General features: G+C 38.9%; 18 protein-coding genes and 2 pseudogenes. 14 read left to right on the top strand and 6 right to left on the bottom strand.

What is annotated here, in order from left to right:
* Positions 1 to 16: 16 nt before the first annotated feature.
* The 8 genes and pseudogenes from AB8618_RS09480 (at position 17) to AB8618_RS09445 (ending at position 10578) form a co-directional block, all read left to right on the top strand.
* Positions 17 to 1057: a Leu/Phe/Val dehydrogenase gene (locus tag AB8618_RS09480; RefSeq protein WP_413402423.1), complete on the top strand. Its 1041-nt coding sequence runs from the start codon at positions 17 to 19 to the stop codon at positions 1055 to 1057.
* Between the two features lie 150 nt (positions 1058 to 1207).
* Positions 1208 to 1870: a CatA-like O-acetyltransferase gene (locus AB8618_RS09475; protein ID WP_409423367.1), complete on the top strand. Its 663-nt coding sequence runs from the start codon at positions 1208 to 1210 to the stop codon at positions 1868 to 1870.
* Between the two features lie 110 nt (positions 1871 to 1980).
* Positions 1981 to 2163, top strand: coding sequence for a two-component regulator propeller domain-containing protein (locus AB8618_RS09470; protein WP_409423366.1), 183 nt, complete (start codon positions 1981 to 1983; stop codon positions 2161 to 2163).
* A gap of 63 nt (positions 2164 to 2226) precedes the next feature.
* The gene (locus tag AB8618_RS09465) at positions 2227 to 4893 is read left to right on the top strand and encodes a diguanylate cyclase (protein WP_409423365.1); all 2667 of its coding nucleotides are present in this window, start codon (positions 2227 to 2229) and stop codon (positions 4891 to 4893) included.
* 239 nt (positions 4894 to 5132) lie between these two features.
* The gene (locus AB8618_RS09460; RefSeq protein ID WP_409423364.1) at positions 5133 to 5417 is read left to right on the top strand and encodes a hypothetical protein; all 285 of its coding nucleotides are present in this window, start codon (positions 5133 to 5135) and stop codon (positions 5415 to 5417) included.
* A gap of 398 nt (positions 5418 to 5815) precedes the next feature.
* Positions 5816 to 6340: pseudogene (locus AB8618_RS09455) on the top strand (elastinolytic metalloprotease pseudoalterin); the annotation flags it as partial.
* 140 nt (positions 6341 to 6480) lie between these two features.
* Positions 6481 to 7305, top strand: a pseudogene (locus AB8618_RS09450) (M90 family metallopeptidase).
* Between the two features lie 99 nt (positions 7306 to 7404).
* Positions 7405 to 10578 carry an amidohydrolase family protein gene (locus AB8618_RS09445; RefSeq protein ID WP_413402418.1) on the top strand — a complete coding sequence of 1058 codons (3174 nt, stop codon included), beginning with the start codon at positions 7405 to 7407 and terminating at the stop codon, positions 10576 to 10578.
* A gap of 63 nt (positions 10579 to 10641) precedes the next feature.
* On the opposite strand, the gene AB8618_RS09440 is transcribed toward AB8618_RS09445, so the two are convergent.
* Both AB8618_RS09440 and AB8618_RS09435 read right to left on the bottom strand, forming a co-directional pair.
* On the bottom strand, positions 10642 to 11043 hold the full coding sequence (locus AB8618_RS09440; RefSeq protein ID WP_409423362.1) for a hypothetical protein: 402 nt from the start codon (positions 11041 to 11043) through the stop codon (positions 10642 to 10644).
* Positions 11044 to 11054: 11 nt separating this feature from the next.
* Positions 11055 to 11216 carry a hypothetical protein gene (locus AB8618_RS09435; RefSeq protein WP_409423361.1) on the bottom strand — a complete coding sequence of 54 codons (162 nt, stop codon included), beginning with the start codon at positions 11214 to 11216 and terminating at the stop codon, positions 11055 to 11057.
* A gap of 101 nt (positions 11217 to 11317) precedes the next feature.
* Between AB8618_RS09435 and AB8618_RS09430 the strand changes: the two genes are divergently transcribed.
* Positions 11318 to 11794, top strand: coding sequence for an HPP family protein (locus tag AB8618_RS09430; RefSeq protein WP_409423360.1), 477 nt, complete (start codon positions 11318 to 11320; stop codon positions 11792 to 11794).
* 32 nt (positions 11795 to 11826) lie between these two features.
* On the opposite strand, the gene AB8618_RS09425 is transcribed toward AB8618_RS09430, so the two are convergent.
* Positions 11827 to 12189 carry a hypothetical protein gene (locus AB8618_RS09425; RefSeq protein ID WP_413402414.1) on the bottom strand — a complete coding sequence of 121 codons (363 nt, stop codon included), beginning with the start codon at positions 12187 to 12189 and terminating at the stop codon, positions 11827 to 11829.
* Positions 12190 to 12339: 150 nt separating this feature from the next.
* On the opposite strand from AB8618_RS09425, the gene AB8618_RS09420 reads away from it, so the two are divergent.
* The gene (locus AB8618_RS09420; RefSeq protein ID WP_413402412.1) at positions 12340 to 13092 is read left to right on the top strand and encodes a Nif3-like dinuclear metal center hexameric protein; all 753 of its coding nucleotides are present in this window, start codon (positions 12340 to 12342) and stop codon (positions 13090 to 13092) included.
* 219 nt (positions 13093 to 13311) lie between these two features.
* Positions 13312 to 13878, top strand: a complete 567-nt coding sequence (locus tag AB8618_RS09415; protein WP_418157298.1) for a DedA family protein — start codon at positions 13312 to 13314, stop codon at positions 13876 to 13878.
* Between the two features lie 119 nt (positions 13879 to 13997).
* Here the strand turns inward: AB8618_RS09415 and AB8618_RS09410 are convergent, their stop codons facing one another.
* The 3 genes from AB8618_RS09410 to AB8618_RS09400 all read right to left on the bottom strand — a co-directional run bounded on the left by AB8618_RS09410 (position 13998) and on the right by AB8618_RS09400 (position 18614).
* Complete coding sequence (locus AB8618_RS09410) at positions 13998 to 14762, bottom strand: YdcF family protein (protein WP_409423356.1); 765 nt, start codon at positions 14760 to 14762, stop codon at positions 13998 to 14000.
* Between the two features lie 54 nt (positions 14763 to 14816).
* Positions 14817 to 15704, bottom strand: coding sequence for a LysR family transcriptional regulator (locus AB8618_RS09405; RefSeq protein ID WP_413402409.1), 888 nt, complete (start codon positions 15702 to 15704; stop codon positions 14817 to 14819).
* A gap of 540 nt (positions 15705 to 16244) precedes the next feature.
* Entirely contained in the window at positions 16245 to 18614 is a 2370-nt protein-coding gene (locus AB8618_RS09400) for an EAL domain-containing protein (RefSeq protein ID WP_409423354.1), read from the bottom strand.
* Positions 18615 to 18820: 206 nt separating this feature from the next.
* Here AB8618_RS09400 and pyrC point away from each other — a divergent pair, with 206 nt between their 5' ends.
* From pyrC to AB8618_RS09385, 3 genes are all read left to right on the top strand, one after another.
* Positions 18821 to 19861: a dihydroorotase gene (gene pyrC / locus AB8618_RS09395; RefSeq protein WP_178956235.1), complete on the top strand. Its 1041-nt coding sequence runs from the start codon at positions 18821 to 18823 to the stop codon at positions 19859 to 19861.
* A 407-nt stretch (positions 19862 to 20268) separates the two neighbouring features.
* On the top strand, positions 20269 to 20472 hold the full coding sequence (locus tag AB8618_RS09390) for a cold-shock protein (RefSeq protein ID WP_004588138.1): 204 nt from the start codon (positions 20269 to 20271) through the stop codon (positions 20470 to 20472).
* Between the two features lie 873 nt (positions 20473 to 21345).
* Positions 21346 to 22116, top strand: coding sequence for a DUF3450 domain-containing protein (locus tag AB8618_RS09385; protein ID WP_013465204.1), 771 nt, complete (start codon positions 21346 to 21348; stop codon positions 22114 to 22116).
* The last annotated feature ends 2 nt before the right edge of the window (positions 22117 to 22118 follow it).

Here is a 22118-nt window from a genome sequence, read left to right as displayed (position 1 = left end):
TTTCGGAGTATTTAAAGTGGTTGTATTTAATCAAGTTGAATTTGATAACCATGAACAAGTGGTTTTTTGTTCAGACAAAGCGTCTGGTTTAAAGGCCATTATTGCGGTACATAACACAAACTTAGGCCCAGCTGTAGGCGGTTGTAGAATGTGGGATTATGCCAACGATGAGGATGCAGTTTACGATGTATTGCGCTTATCAAAAGGGATGACCTATAAAAATGCTGTGGCACGCTTGCCATTTGGTGGTGGTAAGTCAGTTATTATTGGTAATGCAAAAGAGATCAAGTCTGAACAGTTATTCCGTGCATTTGGTCGTCAATTAGAGCGTTTAAATGGCAGTTACTACTCAGCAGAAGACGTAAACATCACGTGTGATGATGTTGCTTTGATGAACAAAGAAACAAATTACGTGCTAGGCCTTGAAGGCAAAAGTGGTAATCCATCGCCATTTACAGCTTACGGCACGTTTTTAGGTATGAAAGCAGCGCTTCATCATCAACGCGGCATTCAAGATTTTTCAGGCATTAAAGTGGCTGTGCAAGGTTTAGGTGCAGTGGCTTATGGTTTATGTAAACACTTGGCTGAAGCTGGTGCAGAGTTATTCGTTACCGATATTAACCAAGCTGCAGTTGAGCGTGTAGTAAACGATTTTGGTGCAACAGCGGTTGGTATTGATGAAATATACGACTTAGATGTTGATGTATATGCGCCTTGTGCGTTAGGTGCAACTATCAATGACACAACAATCCCTCGCTTAAAAGCGACTATTGTTGCAGGTTGTGCAAATAATCAGCTTGCAGAGTCACGCCATGGTGAAATTTTACGTGAAAAAGGTATTTTATACGCACCAGATTATGTAATAAATGCAGGCGGTATTATTAACGTGTATTACGAAACAGCACCTGAAGGTTACAGTAAAGAGGCGTCTAATAAACACGTAGAGAAGATTTTCGATACATTAACTGAAATCTTTACCCGTAGTGAAAAAGAACAAAAATCAACGCATCTAATTGCTGATGAGCTTGCTCAAGAAATTATTGAAAACGGACTTTAAGTTTTTATTTAGTTCAACTAAGGAGCGAATATCGCTCCTTTTTTTATGCCTATATAAGACTTTGGTATAACTACACCCAAAGCACCATTTTAATTAATGCGAATATAGGCAAAGCGGGGTAAAATTTTACTTTTGCTCTGTGTATACTTTATGTCTTCTGCCGATTTATCTCTTCGGGCTATTGATTTTGATCAGTGGCCGCGCAAACAACATTTTGAATTGTTTCAAAACTTCACACAGCCTTATTTTAATGTGTGTGTAAAACTCAATGCTAAAAAGCTATATTCCGTGTGTAAACAAACTAATCGTGCTTTTTTTCATGGTTATGTTTATTGCTTATTAAAAGCATGTCATGAGTATGAGCCGATGATGCTGCGTATTGTTAATCAAAAACCTTATTATTTAAACACCACGCGCGCGAGTGTTGTCGAGCTTGCCGATGATGACTCGTTTCGCTTCAGTTATTTTAAACAGCAAAATTCGTTAAATGAGTTTGCTCATAAAGCAAAAGCGATAAGTCATGAAGCAAAATTAAACCCGCTGTTTTCTGATGCCTTTACCGCAACTGAAGGGCAAGCTGATTTAATTCACGTTTCTGTTTTACCTTGGTTAAACTTTAGCAGCTTTTCGCATGCGTTCACCCAGGGGAAAAGCTGCGGTATTCCTAAATTTGTGTTTGGCCAATACGAACCAGATACAGGCGAAATGCCACTCTCTATTGATGTTCATCATGCGTTACTAGATGGACTACATGTAGCTAAGTTTGTTCAACAATTACAACATATATTTGATAGTTTAAGTGATAATACTTAATGAAAAAGTTGTAAATATCATGTTATTATTTATTAGTGATGTTTTTTAATTAAACTTTCACCTCGAATTTACTCAAATATAAAAACTAATAATTATAAAGGCTGTATCTGATGAATCGCTTGGTGATTTTATGTTTCTTGTTGGTGATTTTTACTGTTGATGCTCAGCAACAGACTCGCCTGCCGTTGCGTGATTATTTTTTTGAAACGTGGAACACTCGTTCGGGTCTTCCTCACAATAGCATTAATAGCCTTGCACAAACGCAAGATGGCTATTTATGGGTGGCTACTTGAGAAGGGCTTGCCCGCTTTAACGGCCAAGAATTTAAACTATTTACCCGTTCAGAAATTACCGATTTGCCCGATTCAGGCATACGAGCGCTTACTCCTACATCCGATGGCGGCTTACTTATAGCTGGCTCACGCGGTGGTATAAGTTTATATCAGCACCGACAGTGGGACACTCAACCCAGTGCCCAAGCAATGGTTAATCACGTATTTAAAAGTAAAAATGAGGATTTGTGGTTAGCACTTGAAAATGATGGCGTGTTTTATCGCTCCGCTAATAGCAATCAGGATATCCCCATAATACAAAACGTTAGTGCTTACAGAATAATTGAAGATAAGCAGGGGGTTATATGGGCGGCAACCAGTGATGGCTTGTATAAAATAGTTAATTACACACCTATATTAATGACCCCACATCATGGTTTACCAGATGCACCGGTATATACTCTATTGATTACTCGTGAAGGTCGTCTTGTTATTGGCAGTGAAAGAGGTGCGCGAGTATTAAATGGCAATGTGTTTGAGTCACTCCATCCACAGCTTAATGCTGAGTCTATTTCTAGTTTATTAGAAGATAACCATGGTGATTTATGGTTTGGCACTATTAATAAAGGGGTATTTAGACTTAGTGTTGATGGCATAGAACAATTAGATGCTAAAAATGGCTTACCTGCAAACCGCATATTGTCGTTATTGCAAGACAGAGAAAACAGCATTTGGGTAGGCACCAACGCGGGTGTATTTAGGTTAAGAGAAGCCCCGTTTTCATCGTGGGGAAAAAAGCGAGGCTTATCTAGCGATTATGTACGCACGGTACTGTCACATTCTGATGGCAGTTTATGGATAGGTGGGAGTACAGGCTTAGATCGGCTGCAAAACAATAAAATTACCCATCTTAAAGGCACTAAGCAAGGCTCTCCTTATTCAGTATTGAGCTTACTTGAACAAAGCCAAGGTGATGTTTGGGTCGGTACATACACTTCAGGTGTGTTGAAGGTGGTTAATAACGAGCTTGTACCTTACTTAAATCGTGATAATGGCCTTGGTAGTAATGAAGTACGCTCGTTACTTTTTGACTCAAAAAATCGTTTATGGATAGGCTCAGCAATGGGGTTAACGCGGGTTAATACCGACGGCAGCTTAGACCAATTTACTAATGAAAAAGAGTTGCCGAGTGGTTTTATTCTAGCTTTGAGTGAGGATAAGAATGCTAATGTTTGGATAGGAACTGGCAATGGCGTAGTGGTTTACAATACCCAAAGGGATAAATTTCAACCAATCCAGTTCCCTAAAGCGTTTTCGGCTAAGTATGCGTTTGGCTTTTATATTGACGATAAATATACTTGGATGGCGACCGATAGAGGTTTATTACGTTATCAACATTCAAATGGCCACATGGCTATTTTAGGGCGGGAGTTAGGATTACCGGTCGATAAGCTTTTCCAAATTGTGCCGTTTAAAGATTCACTTTGGCTATCAAGTAACCGTGGTATTATTGAAGTTAATTATAAACAGGTTAATCAGCTACTAGATACACCTACAAGCAATAGCCAGTCGCTAGCCTTTCAATTATATGATGAGGGCGATGGCATGCTCAGTTCGCAAGCCAATGGGGGGTCAACGCCTTCGGCTACAGCGCATTCAGATGGTACTATTTGGTTTGCCACTGCAAAAGGGGTGAGTACGGTTAAACCCGCACGGTTAAAAGAAGCCACTGAAATACAGTTACCGACTATTGTTGAGAGTTTTTCTGTGGATGGTAAACCCATGTTATTGCCTGTTGATGGTGAAACGCTTATTTTGCCGCCAGGGGTTTCACGGCTGTCGTTCCATTACGCGGGCTTGAGTTTTATTATGCCGCAACGATTAAACTTCCAAACAAAAATGAAAGGCTTTAACGATGAATGGGTTGATCGTTTGCATATTTCGACAGCCGAATATACTAATTTACCCGCGGGGAAATATTCATTTGCAGTGCGTTCTGCCTATCCTAATACCGATTGGCAGCAAAATGACAAAGTGATTCATTTTGAAATTCAATCGCATTTTTGGCAAAAAACTAGCTTTAAGCTAATCATGTTTTTTATTTTTATTGTTGTTATATACAGCGCATATCGTTATCGCTTATATCGCTATAAGCAAGTAGAAAAAGAGTTAACCAGCCGAGTGGTGAAGCAAACCCAAGCATTGCAAGAACAAGCAAGTGCCTTTGCCTATCAAGCTACCCATGATCAGCTCACCGACTTACCTAACCGACGGGCATTTGATGGTTGGCTGGCCGACAACTTTACTGATTATAAAGCGCGTAATACCCCGCTTGCGATTGCTATTATGGATATTGACCACTTTAAACGAATTAATGATAGTTGGTCTCATTTGATTGGCGATCAGGTTATATGCGAAGTCGCCAATATTCTTAAAGCGCATTGTGAAGGCGAGCAAGAAGTAGCTCGTTGGGGCGGTGAAGAATTTACATTTGTATTTCCTGGCATGAATACTGTGCAAGCACAGCAATTATGTGAACAATTACGCAAAGAAATCGAAAATAAAGATTTTTCGTCTATTGCCCAAGGGCTTAGCGTAACCGTGAGCTTTGGTGTTTCTGACTCAGATAACGTCGATGATTACGATCGGTTATTATCTCGTGCTGATCAAGCTTTGTATAAAGCTAAAAACAACGGCCGAAATAGGGTTGAGTGCATATCTTCTATGAAGTCTAGCTGTAGCAAGCTTTAAATCCAAAACGAGTGGCTTTTAATGTGTTAAATCATTTTTTCCGACAGCTTTTATCATCACATATTAAAAAGTATGTCATAAAGATCATTTCAACTTCTTTATTATTTGTATAGGTTAAGTGAATTCATTAAGTAATTATATGTAAGCATAAGTAATATAAATTAACTTTATATTATCTTGGGTGCTATACCTTATGTACCCGGTAAGGGTTTTTTTGCTTTTTACTTAAGGAATATAAGATGAAAAACAAGATAATTAATATTACATTCGCAAGTCTTCTCGGAGCCTCAACCGTGGTATTAGCAGAAGGCGATAAGCACGATGACTTTTTGTTTACTAAACAGTCTTTAGCATCACTAAAGCTTAACTCTTTGCTGACTATTGATGATACGCAATTTGTGTTCAATGACTCATTATTAAACGAAGATTGGGATAACTTTTTTCTTTACATGCGTCAGCAGTTAAAGATAAAAAAGAGCTCATTTTACACTGGGCAGGTTATACCAGTATTAATCCAAAAGTAATTTTAGCGCTGATAGAGCAACAAAGTGGCTTACTTTCAAACCCAAATGCTGATATTAAGAATCCTTTAGCTGGTATAACAGACAAGCGTGGTTTTGATGCGCAAGTAAAAGACGTAGTGATGAAATTAAGCCAACGCTTTTATGCTTATAAGCAGTGGCAAGAGACACAAGATAAGTTAAAAAAACGAAATCAGGGAATCCAAACTACGAGTAGTACAGCTGCAACTGCGGCTCTAGTAAGTCTGTTTGCAGATAGTAATAAACTGGCATCAAACTCTAAAAATAATCGACAGACTTTGACTGAGTTTTTAGCTACGTTTGACCGTGTATTTCCTAGTCACACTAGTCAATTGCAACGTTCATTGAATAGTGTAGATAAAAATAATGCAAAACAACTTTTAGCGGCTAGTTTTGAAATGAATTTACCATGGCCGTCTGGCTATTGGTACAGTGGTGGTGCTCACTCAAATACGGGCTCTGGCTACCCATACTCATCACTTGATTTTAACAATGGCTCTGGTGGCTGGGGCGCTAATACTCCCTTTGTTCAAGCTGCACATGGCGGAACGGTAACTCGCTTTTCTTCCTGCAATATTCGAGTTACACACACCAGTGGCTATTCAACCAACTACTACCATATGTCAAACCTTCAATATAGCAATGGTGACTATGTTCAACCTGGTGCATGGTTAGGTCGCTATGCCAATAATTATAATCAAGCCTTGTGTGAGGGCGGCCAATCATCAGGTCCTCATGTTCATTTTACTTTATTGTATAATGGGCAACAGGTTTCTCTGCATAATAAATATATAAGTGAACATCGCATAGATGTTGGCTCAAGTAATTATGATACCAACTGTAATCGTTTCTATTTTGAACGATATGGCTATCGTACATGTGCATGGCAGCCTCTGTATCGTTAGAACGATTACAAATAAACAGTCAACTAGCTAAAGTAAAGGCCACGCTCTAACAGATGTGTGGCTTTTTATTTAGTGTTAAATAATTGAATTCTAGTTTTATGGACCAATTAATACTGTATAGATAATTATTGGGCTATTAAATGGTAAACGGATTATTGATTTTCTTACTTTTTGCGTTTGTCGTTATTTTTTGGCGCTGGCCTGATATTCAAAATACTCTGTGGCACCGTAAATACAGTAATTTATCTTTAAGCCCACAACAGCATGCGCTGTTACTGCGGGCTATGCCAATCTATCACAAAATGACTGATGCAGATCGAGCCAAGTTAGCATCTCATATTGTGTGGTTTTTAAATGAAAAGCGCTTTGTTGGCTGTGATGGGTTGCAACTAACTGAAGCAATGAAACTCATTATTGCCGCCGATGCTTGCCTGCTGGTACTAAATAAACCCTGGCCTTTGTATAAAAACGTGAAAGAAATTTTACTCTATCCCAGTGCGTACTACGCGCCTCAAGAAAGTCGCGATAACGCTGGACTTGTTAGTTTTCATAACACCGTAAGGCAAGGTGAGTCGTAGCCTGGAGGCACATTGGTGCTAAGCTGGCATGATGTACTTGAGGGAAACCGCTTACCCAGTGACGGGCACAATTTAGTGTTTCATGAGTTTGCGCATCAACTTGATCAAGAAACCGGTAAAACCACCGGCACGCCACTGCTGTCATCGCAGGCCCAATATCAACAATGGGGCAAGGTATTTAGCCGAGCATTTTCGCAGTTAAAAACGCACGTAGCCTATAGTATGCCACATGTTATTCATAGTTACGGAGCTACAAACGAAGCTGAATTTTTTGCGGTGATCACCGAAACATTTTTAGAGAAACCAGCGGATTTACGCCGTGAAGACCCTGAGATTTACCGTCTGCTGGTGGATTTTTATCAATTTGACCCTATTGTTTGGCATTAATTTTATGCACTTCATCCTATTACGCTGGTAACTTGCTAGCGTTTTTGTTGCAATCATGTAATAGAGCAACACACAGCAACAATAATAAGTGAGATAAGCATGAAAAAAATGCTGCAAACAGCGCTTGCGTTATCGGTTTCATTGGCATTAGGCCAAGTACACGCAGAGCAAACAGATGAAACAAAATGGCAAGTTGATTCACCAAAAGGGCAATTTGTAGATGCTTCTATTAGTGTAGAGCAAGGCACATGGATGAATATAGATATAAGCCCTGATGGAGAAACCTTAGTATTTGACTTACTGGGCGATATTTACACTATGCCAATGAGTGGTGGTAAAGCCACTCAAATCACCTCAGATATCGCATGGCAAATGCAGCCGCGTTTTAGCCCCGATGGCAAGCACATTGCTTTTACCTCAGACCAAGGTGGCGGTGATAATATTTGGGTTATGGACGTTAATGGCGAGAACCAAACCGCAGTAACGGATGAAACGTTTCGTTTACTTAATAGCCCGGCATGGAGCCCTGATGGCGATTATTTAGTTGCGCGTAAGCACTTTACCGCCAGTCGCTCTTTAGGCGCGGGTGAAGTTTGGCTTTATCATAAAGCGGGTGGTAAAGGGGTTCAACTGACTAAACGTGAAAACGATCAAAAAGATTTAGGCGAGCCGATGTTTTCACCTGATGGTCGTTATGTTTATTTTTCTCATGATGCAACCCCAGGTAAAACCTTTCATTATTCAAAAGACTCGGTTGCGGGTATTTATAAAATTAAGCGTTATGATCGCGAAACGGGTGAAATAGAAACGATTATTAGTGGTATGGGTGGGGCAATAAGACCGACACCGTCACCTGATGGTAAAAAACTTGCCTATATAAAGCGCGATGACTTTCAAACTAGCTTGTACTTATACGACTTAACCAGTGGTGAGCATACCAAGCTATATGACAAGCTAGAGCGCGATATGCAAGAAACGTGGGCTATTCATGGGGTATACCCAACAATTGCGTGGACACCTAATAACGAAGAGCTAGTATTTTGGGCTGGTGGCACCATTCATAAACTCAATGTCGATGATAAATCTGTCAGCGATATTGCATTCAAAGTAGATACCACGAAAAAAATTCAAAAAGCAGTGCGTTTTACTCAAAATATCGATACTGAAGAATTTGATGTAAAAATGCTGCGAAATGTACAAATTAGCCCAGATGGTGAAACAGCATTGTTTGAAGCACTGGGTCATATTTATAAACGCGATTTAGACTCAGGAAAAATCAAACGTTTAACTAAGCAAACCGATCATTATGAGTTATTTCCACAGTACTCTCGTGATGGTAAAAAAATTGTCTACACCACGTGGGACGATAATGAACAAGGCACAGTGCGCGTTGTTTCTGCTCGAAGTGGTCGCGGCGATACGATTACCGACGAACCGGGTAAATATGTAGAGCCTACCTTTAGTCCAGATGGCAAAACAGTGGTATATCGTAAAGCCAGCGGCGGCAGCATTTTAAATCCTAAATGGTCACTGCATCCAGGAGTTTATAGTGTCAGTGCTAAAGGCGGTAAGAGTGAACTAATTTCTAAAAGTGGCTACCAACCGCAGTTTGGCAGTGCCAACGATCGTGTTTATATTATGAGCCCATGGCCTAAACCGACGTTGAGTGTGGTTGAGCTTGAAAGTAAAAAAGTGCGCAAACTCTATGAATCAGAGCATGCCACTGAATTTAGGGTCTCACCTGATGGTGGGTACTTAGCATTTGCAGAGCGCTTTAAAGTGTTTGTAACACCGTTTGTTGAGCGTGGTAAAACCATTAATATTGGGCCTAAAGACAGCCAATTTCCAATTGAGCAATTATCTGTTCGTGCCGGTGAAAATATTAGCTGGAGTGCCAACAGCAATAAACTCTATTGGACACTTGGCCCTGAGCTATACCATGCCAGTTTAGAGGGAATGTTTGCTATTAATAAAGCCGATGACCAAGACGTTAAAGTCAAAAGCGGGACTAACATTGGTTTTAGTAAAAAAATGGCTGAACCAGAAGGCATGATTGCCTTAACTGGCGCAAAAATTATTACCATGGACGGCGAAAAGGTCATTGAAAATGGCGTTATTGTTACCGATGGTAAGCATATCAAAGCTATTGGCTCTGCTGCAGATATTAGCATTCCAAAAAATGCTAAGGTTGTTGATGTAACAGGCAAAACAATTATGCCTGGTATGGTTGATGCGCATGCGCATGGCTCACAAGCAAGCGATGAAATTATCCCACAACAAAACTGGAAAAATTTTGCAGGCCTTGCGCTGGGTGTTACCACCATCCACGATCCATCAAACGACACCACTGAAATATTCACTGCCAGTGAAATGCAAAAAGCCGGTATGATTGTCGGCCCGCGTATTTTCTCCACTGGTACTATTTTATATGGCGCGAATATGCCTGGTTATACTTCGCATATTGATTCATTAGATGATGCTAAATTTCATTTAGAGCGCTTGAAAAAAGTAGGGGCGTTTAGTGTTAAGTCTTATAACCAACCTCGCAGAGAGCAGCGTCAGCAGGTGATTGAGGCTGGTCGTGAACTTGAAATGATGGTCGTACCCGAGGGGGGCTCATTATTACAACATAACTTGAGTATGGTGGTTGATGGGCATACAGGGGTTGAGCATTCCATTCCGGTTGAACATATTTATGATGATATTAAGCAGTTGTGGTCACAAAGTGATGTAGGTTATACACCTACTTTGGTGGTTGCCTATGGCGGTATTTGGGGTGAAAACTACTGGTACGATAAAACTGATGTGTGGAATCATCCTCGATTGAGCAAATTTGTGCCTAAAAACCAATTACTACCACGCTCAATGCGTCGTGTTAAAGCGCCCGATCATCACTATAACCACTTTAACAATGCGCGGGTGGCAGCTGAACTACAAGATTTAGGTGTACTGGTTAATTTAGGAGCACATGGTCAGCGTGAAGGTTTAGGCGCGCACTGGGAAATGTGGATGTTTGCCCAAGGTGGTATGACGCCGCTTGAGGCTATTCGAGCATCAACGCTGGATCCTGCTAAATACCTAGGTTTAGATAAAAACGTAGGCTCATTAGAGGTTGGTAAGCTGGCAGATTTAATGGTTATTGATGGCGACCCACTGGAAAACATTCGTGATTCAGACAAAATTGATTACACCATGATCAATGGTCGTTTGTTCGACGCAGCAACGATGAACGAAGTTGGTAAAAAACAACGTGCCCCATTATTTTTTGAATAATATATAGGCTTACTGGTAAAAAAGCGGCTATTTAGCCGCTTTTTTTATATTGTATTTACTTATTTAACCAACTGCTACTATCGCTTTTAAAACATTATCACTAGGTGGAGCTACTGATATATCATGCATCACTTTTGCTCTACTTATAAACCCTTCTTTTAAAATGAGTAAATGGTGTGCGGCTTCAATTGCTTTTTCTCTATTGTGAGCAAATTCAGGGGTTTCTAAAAGAGCTGACAGTATAATCTCAAAGTTCGTTTGCTTATGCTGTTTGCAAAGTTTGGCAATAGGGTCATTCTCTGTAGGGTATTCAGCTGCAGTATTAATAAAAAAACAGCCATTAAAGTTACCTAACTCTGAAACCTCATTATTAATCCACTTTTTCAGTCCGAAAAAAATTGCTTGCGCGACTAATATAGCACTTGGCTGGAGACATATTTTTTTCAGCCAAGCGTTAAAGCGCATGTCACGTGCGACTAGGCATGCACAAATAAGCGCATCTTTGCTTTCAAAGTGCTTGTATAAGGTTTTTTTGCAATGCCGGATACAGCTAAAATTTCATTAATACCAACAGCGTGTATACCCTTTTTATAAAAAAGGCTCAGTGCCGTACTGATTATTTGTTGTTGTTTATCCATGATATTCCAAATTTGAGCAGTAAAAACACAGCTTGACATAGGTAGACCGACTTGTCTATATTGCAGATGTAGACAAGTCTGTCTACTTTTGAGGAGGTAATATGCATAGTGAGCAAATAAAGTCGGCATTAATCGCAGGTGTTTTTTCTACTTTTGTTTTGGGTTTTTTGGCGTGGCTAAATTATATGGGTGATTACGGTATTTGGTTAATGGCGCCATTCGGCGCAACAGCTGTACTTGTTTTTGGCGTACCACAGAGCCCATTAGCTAAGCCAAAAAACGTAATAGGGGGGCATATGCTGACCGCAATGATTGGGATTGTTTTTAGCTATTATAGTGCTGATAGTGCGATTATGATTGGGCTGGCTGTGGGTATTGCTATAACTTTGATGATGATCACTAAAACAATACATCCTGCTGACGGTGCAAACCCTATCTTAATCATAGAGTCTAGCCAAAGTTGGGATTTTTTAATAATGCCAGTACTTGCGGGGACAGTGTTTATTGTGTTGTGTGGTTTAGTTGCGACCTGGTTTTTGCAGCTATTGATAGAAACTAAACATAAAAAAACCGCTTAACGCGGTTTCTTTTAAACTGAGCTCTCAGTAAATTACACTACACCGCGCGGTAGGCGACAGTCGTGATCTTTACGAGCAAGCTCTACTATCCAAAGCTCTTCTGCTGTGTAACCTTCTTCGTTCTCAGTGATCACGGTGAAAGGCGCTTTTTTCTGTGCTTTTACAGGAGCAGCTTTTTTAGTTTTTTTAGCAGGTGCTTTTACTGTAGCTTTTTTTGTAGACTTTCCAGAGCTTAATTCTTTAGTCAGCTCTGCTACATCAGCTAGGCGCATATTCTTGCCGCCATCAACGCTGTACCAGCCAGGTTTAGTTGTTATTTCAGGTTTTTTACCGTTGGCAGCTTCATATGCAGCTTCAAAGGCAGATAACACTTCTGTTTTGTCTAGTTTGCTCATCAGAGACCCTATACGTTGTTTTCACAGATAAAGAAGAGGTATTTATACCTATTTTAGAACTGTTTTTCAATTTTTTGCGATTTTCCTTTCATTTTTAGCGCATAACCGCCAAAATTTGTACAAAATTCAGTGCAAAGTAAGGTAAGTAGTATGCAACGTAGAGAATTTAATCAACTGTTAAACACGTTATTGAAACCAGAAACCATTAACGATTTTTGTCCAAACGGACTTCAGGTAGAAGGTAAAGATGAGATACGCACCATAGTAACCGGTGTTACAGCAAGCCAAGCACTTATTGATGCCGCCATTGAAAAAAATGCCGATGCTATTTTGGTACACCATGGCTACTTTTGGAAAGGTGAGTCGCAACCAATCACTGGCATGAAAAAACGTCGTGTGGCTGCGCTTTTAGCTAACGACATCAATTTATTTGCCTATCATTTACCTTTAGATATTCACCCTGAAATTGGCAACAACGCTCAGCTAGCGAAATTACTTGATATTGAGATCGAAGCAGGCTTAGAGCCAGTCAATAACAGTGTCGCAATGAGAGGGCGGTTAAAAACGCCGATAACGGGGTGCGAATTTGCTAAAAAAATAGGCCAAGTACTCAATCGCGAGCCACTAAAAAGCTTAGTGCGTAATGATAAAATTGAAACCATTGCGCTGTGCACTGGTGGTGGGCAAGGGTATATTGACTTAGCAGCCGAGCAGGGGTTAGATGCTTACTTAACCGGTGAGGCATCAGAGCAAACTATTCACAGTTCACGCGAACAAAATATCGACTTTTTTGCTGCAGGTCACCATGCCACCGAGCGATACGGTATTAAAGCGCTGGGAGAGCTTCTCGCAGAGCAATATAGTTTTGACGTAACATTTATTGATATAGATAACCCAGTGTAAACGCTTGCCGTAAAAGCAATGTCATTAATGTAACCTACTCATCATTTATCCTGAGTAGGTTATTTAAAATCTTCAAAAAAACTAACTACTTTATCAAACCACAGGAAGCTTCTATTACATTGGTACATAACAGATCTTTCGCTGCAATTATCCCGTTTAAATTAAAATGTTATTTTCTCGCCGCCAGGCAATCCAAAATAAAGGTATAAAATGGAAGGCATGTTAGCTTTAATACAGCAATATGGGTTGTTGGTTTATCTGTTACTTTTTGGCTATTGTGCTTTAAAAAGTGGGTGGTTACCCTTATTTGCAGGCTATGCTGCACATACCGGTGCACTTGATGTTGGCTATGTTGCTCTGGTAGCTTTTATGGGCGGATATTTGGGGGATGAATTACGATTTGCTCTCGCAAGAACATATGGCACTACATGGCTTGAAAAGCCAAACCGACTAGGTCGGTTATTTAAAACAGCCTCTGAGCTTGCAAATCGTTATGGCACTGCCTACATTTTTTTATATCGGTATCCAAAAGGGCTTCGTACTATTGGTGCTCTACCGATTGGGCTCACCTCGATTAGTTGGCGCCGTTTTAGCCTATTAAATACATGCTCTGCACTGGCTTGGGTCGTTGTTTTAGTTGGTGGAGGCTTTACTTTTGGCGCTACCTTTGATTCTTTTGGGGTTGAGAACCTAACAGCCCTCAGCTTATTATTTCTTTGTGTATTCTTGCTCACACTGTATCGTCTTTGGAACCAAGCTGCAGAGGTTAAAACCCATCAACAATAACAAATATAGATTTGTTTATAGCTAATAGTGTTTTTTATTTTTTAATACCCCCTGTTAATAAACTAATCACCGCAGTTTTTCAGGGGGTAATATATTTAGCTAAATAAAGATTTAATAAATCAAAGAGCTTCCGGATTTATTGTACGACGTATTTTTATCCATGCATCACCGACAACTTCATGGGCAAATTGAGTTACCACTAATAATGCTTTTACGTTGGGTATGAGTTGCTTGTACCACGGGTAAGCGGCAAAGTTGTGGTAGTCAGTTGCTGCAGGGATCACAGTGATACCTTGTGCATTAAATAAATTTATTGCTCTGGGCATATGGCTTACAGAAGTAACTAAAGCGGTATTATAGTCGACAAGTTTTGAGGCTAAAAATGCGGCTTCTTGCGCTGTGTCCATTGCGTTTGGATTTTGTACAATACGATTTTTATTAATACCCAAGCTAATTGCCGTTTTATACATGAGTGCGCTGTTGGTGATTTTTTCATAACCCCCACCCGATACAATTAGCTGAGCTCGCGGATATATATTTGTGAGCCTAATGCCTTCCACTAAACGTGTTAATGCACAATTTCCTAGCTGACTATTAGCGCTGAGTGCCGGGTTAGGGTTTATATCACAGCCAAGCACCACAATTTTGTCTATTTTGGGGTGCTTAAGGAAATTAAAAGCCAATGAAGTAGGTTGATTATGTTTAATCAATAAGTTGGCAAACCAAGGCGTGCTGGCAAGTAGTAAGGTTGCGAGACTCAAAAAAGATAAGGTAATAACAAGCTTTCGTTGTTTGAGTGCAAAAATAAGTAGTATTAGACTGAGCAAGCCCAGTAATGGTAACGGCATAAGTAAGCCGCCCAGTATTTTTTTAAGTTCAAACATAATGAGTAACACGGTTGAATATATTTACCAATATGTTACTCATAAGCTTAAGATTTATCGACCGTTATTTAATTTACAGGTGTTTAAAAAGTGACGGTAAACAGGGTTGTCTTTCATCTCTTTTTTCATCGCTAAGTACATCGGGCGGGTTAAACCAAGCGCGCCCAATGGAATTGACTTAATTAACCCCTGGCTTTCATAAGGGGTAACTAGCCAGTCGGGTAGGGCCGCTACCCCCATACCTGCACTGACTAATTGAAATATAAGTAAACCTTGATCAACTGTTTTAAGCGTGCCATCAAAACGCGCATTTTGAATAAAATGCTTAAATATATCTTGGCGCTCACGCGGAATAGGGTAAGAAATAATAGTTTCGTTTTTTAAATCAAGCGCAGTTACGTAGGCTTTTTTAGCTAAGTCATGATCCGGCGCCACTATTAGCTTAAGTTTAAAGTCAAATAGGTGGGCGTATTCTAGTTTGTCGGGTTCACGCACATCTGATGTAAGCACTAGGTCTAATTCATCATTTAATAAGTCTGGGATGGCGTCATAGCTAAAACCACGCTCGTAATCAATCTTTATGTCAGGCCAAAAATTATTAAACTCTTTAATAGTAGGCAACAACCAATGAAAACAGGCATGACATTCTACGCTTAGACGCAACTGTGATATTGGCTGATTTAAACTTTCTTTTAATCGGCATTTAGTTGCTTCTAATTTAGGTAATATGTCGTGTGCCAATTCAAGTAACAACATACCTTGAGGTGTAAATCGGACGGGTTGAGTTTTTCGCTCGAACAACTGACAGTCTAATTTATTTTCTAAGTCCTTGATTTGATGTGATAAAGCTGACTGAGTTAAAAATAGCTCGCGGGCTGTATTAACTAACGATCCCGTTTCTTTGAGGGTCGCTATAGTTTTCAGGTGTTTAATGTCAATCATCTTTAATAAATCTCATGGCTATGGTGAGTATTGCTTAGATTAACTACATACTACGCCTATATAAAAATCGTTTCAACGTCTAGATGGCTATAATAATGAGGTTTGGTGTGTTTTTTACTACAAACATTAAATTTATTAACTTTACACAGTCAGATGATCTTTTGTTATTTTTTTGTTGTTGAATTTAGCTCATGTTAAATAAGGTGTTAAATGGGGGCTTGTCGATGATTGTGAAATCAATAGGTCCTAATGTTATCTAAAAATTTGTAATGAATTTTTATATCGGTGAATTACATAAATTAGGTTTAATAGTTAAACAGAAATTAAAAACAGAGTAGGGTGAGTTTGGTTATGGAATAAGTTATGTTTTTAACAATTACTATGTTGTTGTAAAACATGTTGTTAAGGTTAGCATCAAGGCTTAATTGGTATGCTCTTACAAACTGGGTTAAATTATTTAAGAGTATTAAAGCGAGTAAGCACAGCGGTCAGTTTAATCCTGAATACTTGAGGTTGTAAATTCCAGCTGTGCTTAGCTTCTTAAAGAGGGGTGTGTATTAGTGAAATAGCCTCTTTTGCTGTAACCGGTTTTGATTTTAAAAAGCCTTGCCCGTAATCACATTGGGTTTTTTGTAAAATAGTAAGTTGTTCAGCAGTTTCTATTCCCTCGGCTATAACAATAAGATCTAAAGAAATAGCTAAGGTTAAAATAGCATCTATTAACGGGTTGGCAGTAGTTTTTAAATTATCAATAAAGCTTTTATCAATTTTTAGCACATGAATAGGCAGTTGATGCAAGTAACCTAAGGCAGAGTAGCCAGTGCCAAAATCGTCTAGGCAAAGCAACACTTTTAAAGGCGATAATCCTTGTATAATTTGCGTCGCTAATTCTAAATTTTCAATTAACCCCGACTCTGTTATCTCAAGACACAATGAGCCTAATGGTAGTTGGTGTTTTTTATAAATTTCATGGAGCTGCTCTACAAACTCTAAGCTGGCAAAGTGTCGAGACGATACATTAACCGTGACACGTATAAAGCGATGACCTTGTTGTTGCCACAAAGCAATATGTTGCGCTGCGAGGTCGAGTAAATGCAAGTCTAAGTTAATAATTTGCCCGGTCTTTTCTGCAATTGGAATAAAGTCGCTCGGTGATACAAACCCTTTCTTTGGATGATGCCAACGTACGAGAGCTTCAAACCCTATAACTTCACTACTGTTAATAGTAAATATAGGCTGAAAATACAGTTCAAATTCATTATGCTCAATACCGTGCTGTAAGTCGTTTTCAAGATCTGCATGCGTTTTTAGCTTATTACGCATCACATTATTAAAAAATTTAACTTGACCACGTCCTGATGATTTTGCCTCATACATAGCCGCATCGGATTGTTGTAATAATACAAATGCTTCATCATTTACGTTGTCACTAAATGCTACGCCAATGCTGGTGGACGGCTGCAGTAAATGGCCATCAATATTAACGGGTTCAGATAGTGCCGTTTTAATACGAGTCAGGGCAACGTTTACTTGATCACGATGACTAAGATTTTCCATGAAAATAGCAAACTCATCGCCACCTAAGCGAGAGAAAGTATCGGTATTGCGAACGGTTTCAGTAATAAGCTTACATATAGCAATTAAAAAGTGATCGCCTACTTCATGGCCTAATGAATCATTAATACTTTTAAAGCGGTCAAAATCCAGATAGAGCAGGGCATGAAATGTGCCTTTTTTTGCGCGATTTAGGCGTAAAATTGCATGCTTCATCCTTTCTATTAACAGCGAACGGTTTGCAAGCCCAGTTAGCTCATCGTGCAGCGCTTTGTGCTCAAGCTCTTGACGAGCTAAATGCCTATCTATAACCATGCTTATTTGTCGACTTACATAGGTTAGCAACGAGCTATCATGTTCATTGTAATAATGTTGATTGTCATAGCTTTGCACGACAATAACGCCACTCATGCGCTCATTAACTTTAAAAGGCACGCCTAGCCATGAATCCGCTTGTTCACCTACTAGCTTAAAATGACCTTGTGCAATATGTTCAAAGTATTGCTGTTTATTGAGTAACAGTGGGCGTTCATTAATCAGCAAATAGTAAGAGGCTGTTTCTTTTAGTTGCTCTTTTGAAATAACTTTGTGGGTATTTGTTTGTACACCGCCTTCAACAGTATAAACAAAGTCGAGCGCGTCTTCTTTTTTGTCGTACAGCGCAATAAAAAAGTTACTCGCAGTCAATAAGCTGTCAATAATCGCATGCAAAGATTGAAAGAAGGTGTCTAAATTTTGTGCTTTATAAGTTAAATTAGCTATTTGCAATAGGCTGCTTTCTAATTTTTGTGCATTGTTTAGCTGCATAACAGTGTCTTGCAAACTATTAACGGTATTCACTTGATTGATTTTTGCACTTAGTAAGTGAGCTACGGTGGTTAAAATCTCTAAATGTGAACTAGTAAAGTAATTTTTTATTGGGTGCTCACAGTCTATAACCCCTAGGACACGATCTTTGTATATCAAGGGTACGCATATTTCTGATTGAGCCGGGCGCTCATCAGCTATATAACGGTTGTCTTTAGTTACATCGCCAATTATTAAAGCTTGCCCTGTGGATGCTGCATAACCTGTAATGCCTTCGCTAAAGCGAATGATTTTTCGCTCAGATTGATAACTGATATGCCCGTTTTTAATACCCATAGAAGCTACTTGATTTAGCAAAGACTGACTGTCATCTGCTAAGTAGATAACACAATCTACAAACCCAAGTCGATTAACAACTTGTGTGGTGACGTAACTAAAAAGCGTTTCTAACGTATTCAGTTGCAATAAACTTGATGAGAACTGATTAATTATACTCAATTGATCCGTTTTAGTTTCGAGCGCTTTAGTGGTATCGATAGTATTCGACATAGGCAGCTTTGGGAGGCCTTATAATTATTATTAAAGGTACATACGTTAACCTAATATTAACGTTTCTACAAAATAAAACGGTAAATGAGAATCATCAAGTGTAAAGTTAACTTTATATGTAGTATCTGAGGATTATTTCTAATAAGCCCTTTACTCGAAATCACCATATGCCTATGATCAGTTAACTTAAGCATTAGGACTTTACGATGACGAGCAAAATGACAACTTTAACGATTACTAGACCCGATGATTGGCATGTTCATTTACGTGATGGAGATCAGTTAAAAGATACGGTGCGTGATATTAGCCGTTATATGGGCCGCGCGATTATTATGCCAAATTTAGTTCCGCCAGCAACGTGTACAGAAACCGCATTATCGTATCGAGAGCGAATTATGGCTGCAAAACCTCAAGGGCAGTTTGAACCTTTAATGGTGCTTTACCTTACCGACAAAACGACGCCTGATGAAATAAAAAAAGCAAAAGCGACAGGTAAAATTTTTGCAGCTAAACTCTACCCAGCGGGCGCAACAACTAACTCAGATTCTGGTGTAACATCAGTAAAAAATATTTATCCAGTATTAAAAGCAATGCAAGAAGTTGGCATGCTTTTACTCGTACATGGTGAAGTTACTGACTCTTCTATTGATATATTCGATCGTGAAAAAGTGTTTTTAGATACTATTTTAGGCGACGTTGTCGCAGATTTTCCTGAGCTTAAAATTGTCCTTGAACATATAACAACAAAAGATGCGGTAGAGTTTGTTGAAAATGCTTCGGCTAATGTAGCAGCTACAATTACTGCGCATCATTTGTTATATAACCGCAACCATATGCTAGCAGGGGGTATACGCCCACATTATTATTGCTTACCTATATTAAAGCGTAATATTCATCAACAAGCGCTCATGGCGGCAGCTACAAGTGGTAGTAAAAAATTCTTTTTAGGCACGGATTCAGCCCCGCATTACAAAGACAAAAAAGAGGCAGCATGTGGCTGTGCGGGTGCTTATACTGCGCACGCAGCTATTGAACTTTATGCTGAAGCTTTTGAAGAGGCTGGGGCGCTTGATAAGTTAGAGGGCTTTGCAAGTCACTTCGGCCCAGATTTTTATGGTCTAGCGCGTAATAAAGACACTATTACCTTAGAGAAAGCACCTTGGACAGTGCCAGCAAGTTATTCGCTAGGGGACTCAGAAGTTGTACCAATCAAAGCAGATAGTGTTATTGACTGGCAAGTTAAATAATTAGAATTTAAAACCACCTAAAACTAAGGTGGTTTTTTTATTTTAAGTTAGCAAAAAGCTGTGCAGATCGGCCATATTTTAAAAAAATACACTCTGTTTATAAAAAACACAAATTATGAACTGTTTATCCCGTTAAAAATTAGAAACTTACAAAGAAAGTAATAAATCGATGAATCTTCAAAAATAAATCCCAATTAATAGAGCTAAAAAAATATTAATGTGTTAACCTTAATTGGCTTTGAGTTTTTGCGTATTGAATTACGGTATTGTGCTGCGTTTAAGGTTACCGGTTTGGTTATTACTTCTTCCTGTACTATCACCTCCAGTTTTTTGGGCATTGACTCAGGGAGGATATTGCCATAATAATATGGCTGAATTTTAATTATTGACTTACAGGAAAATTTAGTATGTCGGTTACTGGTAAAGTAAAATTTTTCAACGAAGCTAAAGGCTTTGGTTTCATTGAACAAGAAAATGGTCCTGACGTGTTTGTACATTTCAGCGCAATCACTGGTTCTGGTTTTCGCACTCTTAGCGAAGGTCAAGCAGTGACTTTCAGCATCAAGCAAGGTCAAAAAGGCCCAGAAGCTGAGAACGTAGAAGTAGCATAATTTATTATGTGAACCTAAGTTCATCGTGGTGAAGCACTAACCTGTTTCACCATAATTTATTAAAATCTGCACAACTTATTGAACTTTCTAAACCATTCCTTTTTTATACCTTTCTTCAGTTAAACTTCTATCTATCTATCTATCTATCTATCTATCTATCTATCTATCTATTTAATTTAAACCTTGATGATTTAAATATTCTATCGGGCATTAAAGATTCTTTATTTAACCTTACGATTAGTCTATCTGACTCTAATCCTTCAGGGATGATACAACTGCTTAAGGTTGAGATTGGGGCTTGGAAAAATATTAAAAATAGATAAGACCTTTAGGCCAATAAAGATAAAAAACACAGGTGTTAATAAAAATGATTTTTTGTAATCATCTTCCCCTCCTTTGTATTGCTTTTTATTAAATCTGCACGTCATTATTATTATGCGATGAATAACCTAATAATAACGATTAGCTGTATTTTTTGTGTAAAAAGCGTTAAAAAACCTTCGAAATGAATATTCGGGACAGAAAATTAGCTTATTTTTAATTTTTTTCAGCAACGATTAAGTTAATTTTAAATGTTATATTTTTGTTTACATTAACAGTGGTGGTTATCGTTATTCTTACTATATCAGGGCTTACAGAAATTGTGTTTATCACGTTAGTTATAATAATGTTAATTTTTTTGTTCAAGCCCAGTAAATATCTTACAAACAAGCTGATTTATTTATAGGTTATGCTAAACATGAAGTTGACATGACATGATGCATTTAGCATTATTGGTAAGTTGATATCTATTAAAAGATATCAGGGTTGTCTTCCCCATAGCGGGTTGATAATTAAATTATAAAAGTAACATTACTTAATTGGTTGGGAACTATGTCTGTTAAAATCAGAAAGAGTCTTGTAGCAACTGCGTTGGTTGGCGCTTTTGCATTTGCAAGCAGCAATGTGATTGCAGATCCTTTGAATGACGTGCAAAAAGCAGGTCAAACAATTCAAAAGGCTGCGGTTAAGTCTCAAACTAAAATTGACAATGTATATGGTCAAACTCAGGAGCTAATCGCTGAGTACCGTAGCATCGTTGATGAGACTGAACTTATGAAAGTGTACAACGATCACGTAGCACGTTTGGTCGCAGACCAAAACGCGTCTATCGCATCGTTCGATCGTCAAATCGCGACTATCGATAACACTAAACAAAACGTTGTGCCTTTGATGTATCGCATGATCGATACGCTTGAGCAATTCATCAAAGCGGACGTTCCATTTAACCTTGAAACTCGTCTTGGACGCGTTGAAAGATTACGTGAGATCATGGCATCTGCATCTGTAACAACGTCTGAAAAGTTCCGTCAGGTTCTTGAAGCATACACTGTTGAAACAGCATACAGCTCAGCTGTAACTGCTTCTCAAGGTACTTTAGATGTTGATGGTCGTAGCATTAACGTTGATATCGGTCGTTTAGGTCGTATTACTTACGTAGCGCAATCATTCGATCTAAAACACGCTTGGGTGTGGGATAACAACACTAAACAGTGGAAAGAATTAGGTGAAGAATACCTAAAACCTGTTAAAGAAGTGATCCGTATGGCACGTAAGCAAGCGACACTAGAACTTGTTAAACTACCAATTTTTGGCGCGGAGTAATC

It is taken from the genome of Pseudoalteromonas sp. RW-H-Ap-1, from assembly GCF_048318575.1.
In the GTDB taxonomy this organism is placed as follows: Bacteria; Pseudomonadota; Gammaproteobacteria; order Enterobacterales; family Alteromonadaceae; genus Pseudoalteromonas.
Note: the sequence above shows the minus strand (reverse complement) of the source record. Positions and strands in the feature narration are given on the sequence as shown.

Bases quoted from the DNA above. Each gene is read 5' to 3' on its own strand.
- AB8618_RS09475 (WP_409423367.1), top strand. From the start codon at position 1,208: ATGTCTTCTGCCGATTTATCTCTTCGGGCTATTGATTTTGATCAGTGG.
- AB8618_RS09470 (WP_409423366.1), top strand. From the start codon at position 1,981: ATGAATCGCTTGGTGATTTTATGTTTCTTGTTGGTGATTTTTACTGTT.
- AB8618_RS09460 (WP_409423364.1), top strand. From the start codon at position 5,133: ATGAAAAACAAGATAATTAATATTACATTCGCAAGTCTTCTCGGAGCC.
- AB8618_RS09445 (WP_413402418.1), top strand. From the start codon at position 7,405: ATGAAAAAAATGCTGCAAACAGCGCTTGCGTTATCGGTTTCATTGGCA.
- AB8618_RS09440 (WP_409423362.1), bottom strand. From the start codon at position 11,043: ATGCGCTTTAACGCTTGGCTGAAAAAAATATGTCTCCAGCCAAGTGCT.
- AB8618_RS09435 (WP_409423361.1), bottom strand. From the start codon at position 11,216: ATGGATAAACAACAACAAATAATCAGTACGGCACTGAGCCTTTTTTAT.
- AB8618_RS09430 (WP_409423360.1), top strand. From the start codon at position 11,318: ATGCATAGTGAGCAAATAAAGTCGGCATTAATCGCAGGTGTTTTTTCT.
- AB8618_RS09425 (WP_413402414.1), bottom strand. From the start codon at position 12,189: ATGAGCAAACTAGACAAAACAGAAGTGTTATCTGCCTTTGAAGCTGCA.
- AB8618_RS09420 (WP_413402412.1), top strand. From the start codon at position 12,340: ATGCAACGTAGAGAATTTAATCAACTGTTAAACACGTTATTGAAACCA.
- AB8618_RS09415 (WP_418157298.1), top strand. From the start codon at position 13,312: ATGTTAGCTTTAATACAGCAATATGGGTTGTTGGTTTATCTGTTACTT.
- AB8618_RS09410 (WP_409423356.1), bottom strand. From the start codon at position 14,762: ATGTTTGAACTTAAAAAAATACTGGGCGGCTTACTTATGCCGTTACCA.
- AB8618_RS09405 (WP_413402409.1), bottom strand. From the start codon at position 15,704: ATGATTGACATTAAACACCTGAAAACTATAGCGACCCTCAAAGAAACG.
- AB8618_RS09400 (WP_409423354.1), bottom strand. From the start codon at position 18,614: ATGTCGAATACTATCGATACCACTAAAGCGCTCGAAACTAAAACGGAT.
- pyrC (WP_178956235.1), top strand. From the start codon at position 18,821: ATGACGAGCAAAATGACAACTTTAACGATTACTAGACCCGATGATTGG.
- AB8618_RS09390 (WP_004588138.1), top strand. From the start codon at position 20,269: ATGTCGGTTACTGGTAAAGTAAAATTTTTCAACGAAGCTAAAGGCTTT.
- AB8618_RS09385 (WP_013465204.1), top strand. From the start codon at position 21,346: ATGTCTGTTAAAATCAGAAAGAGTCTTGTAGCAACTGCGTTGGTTGGC.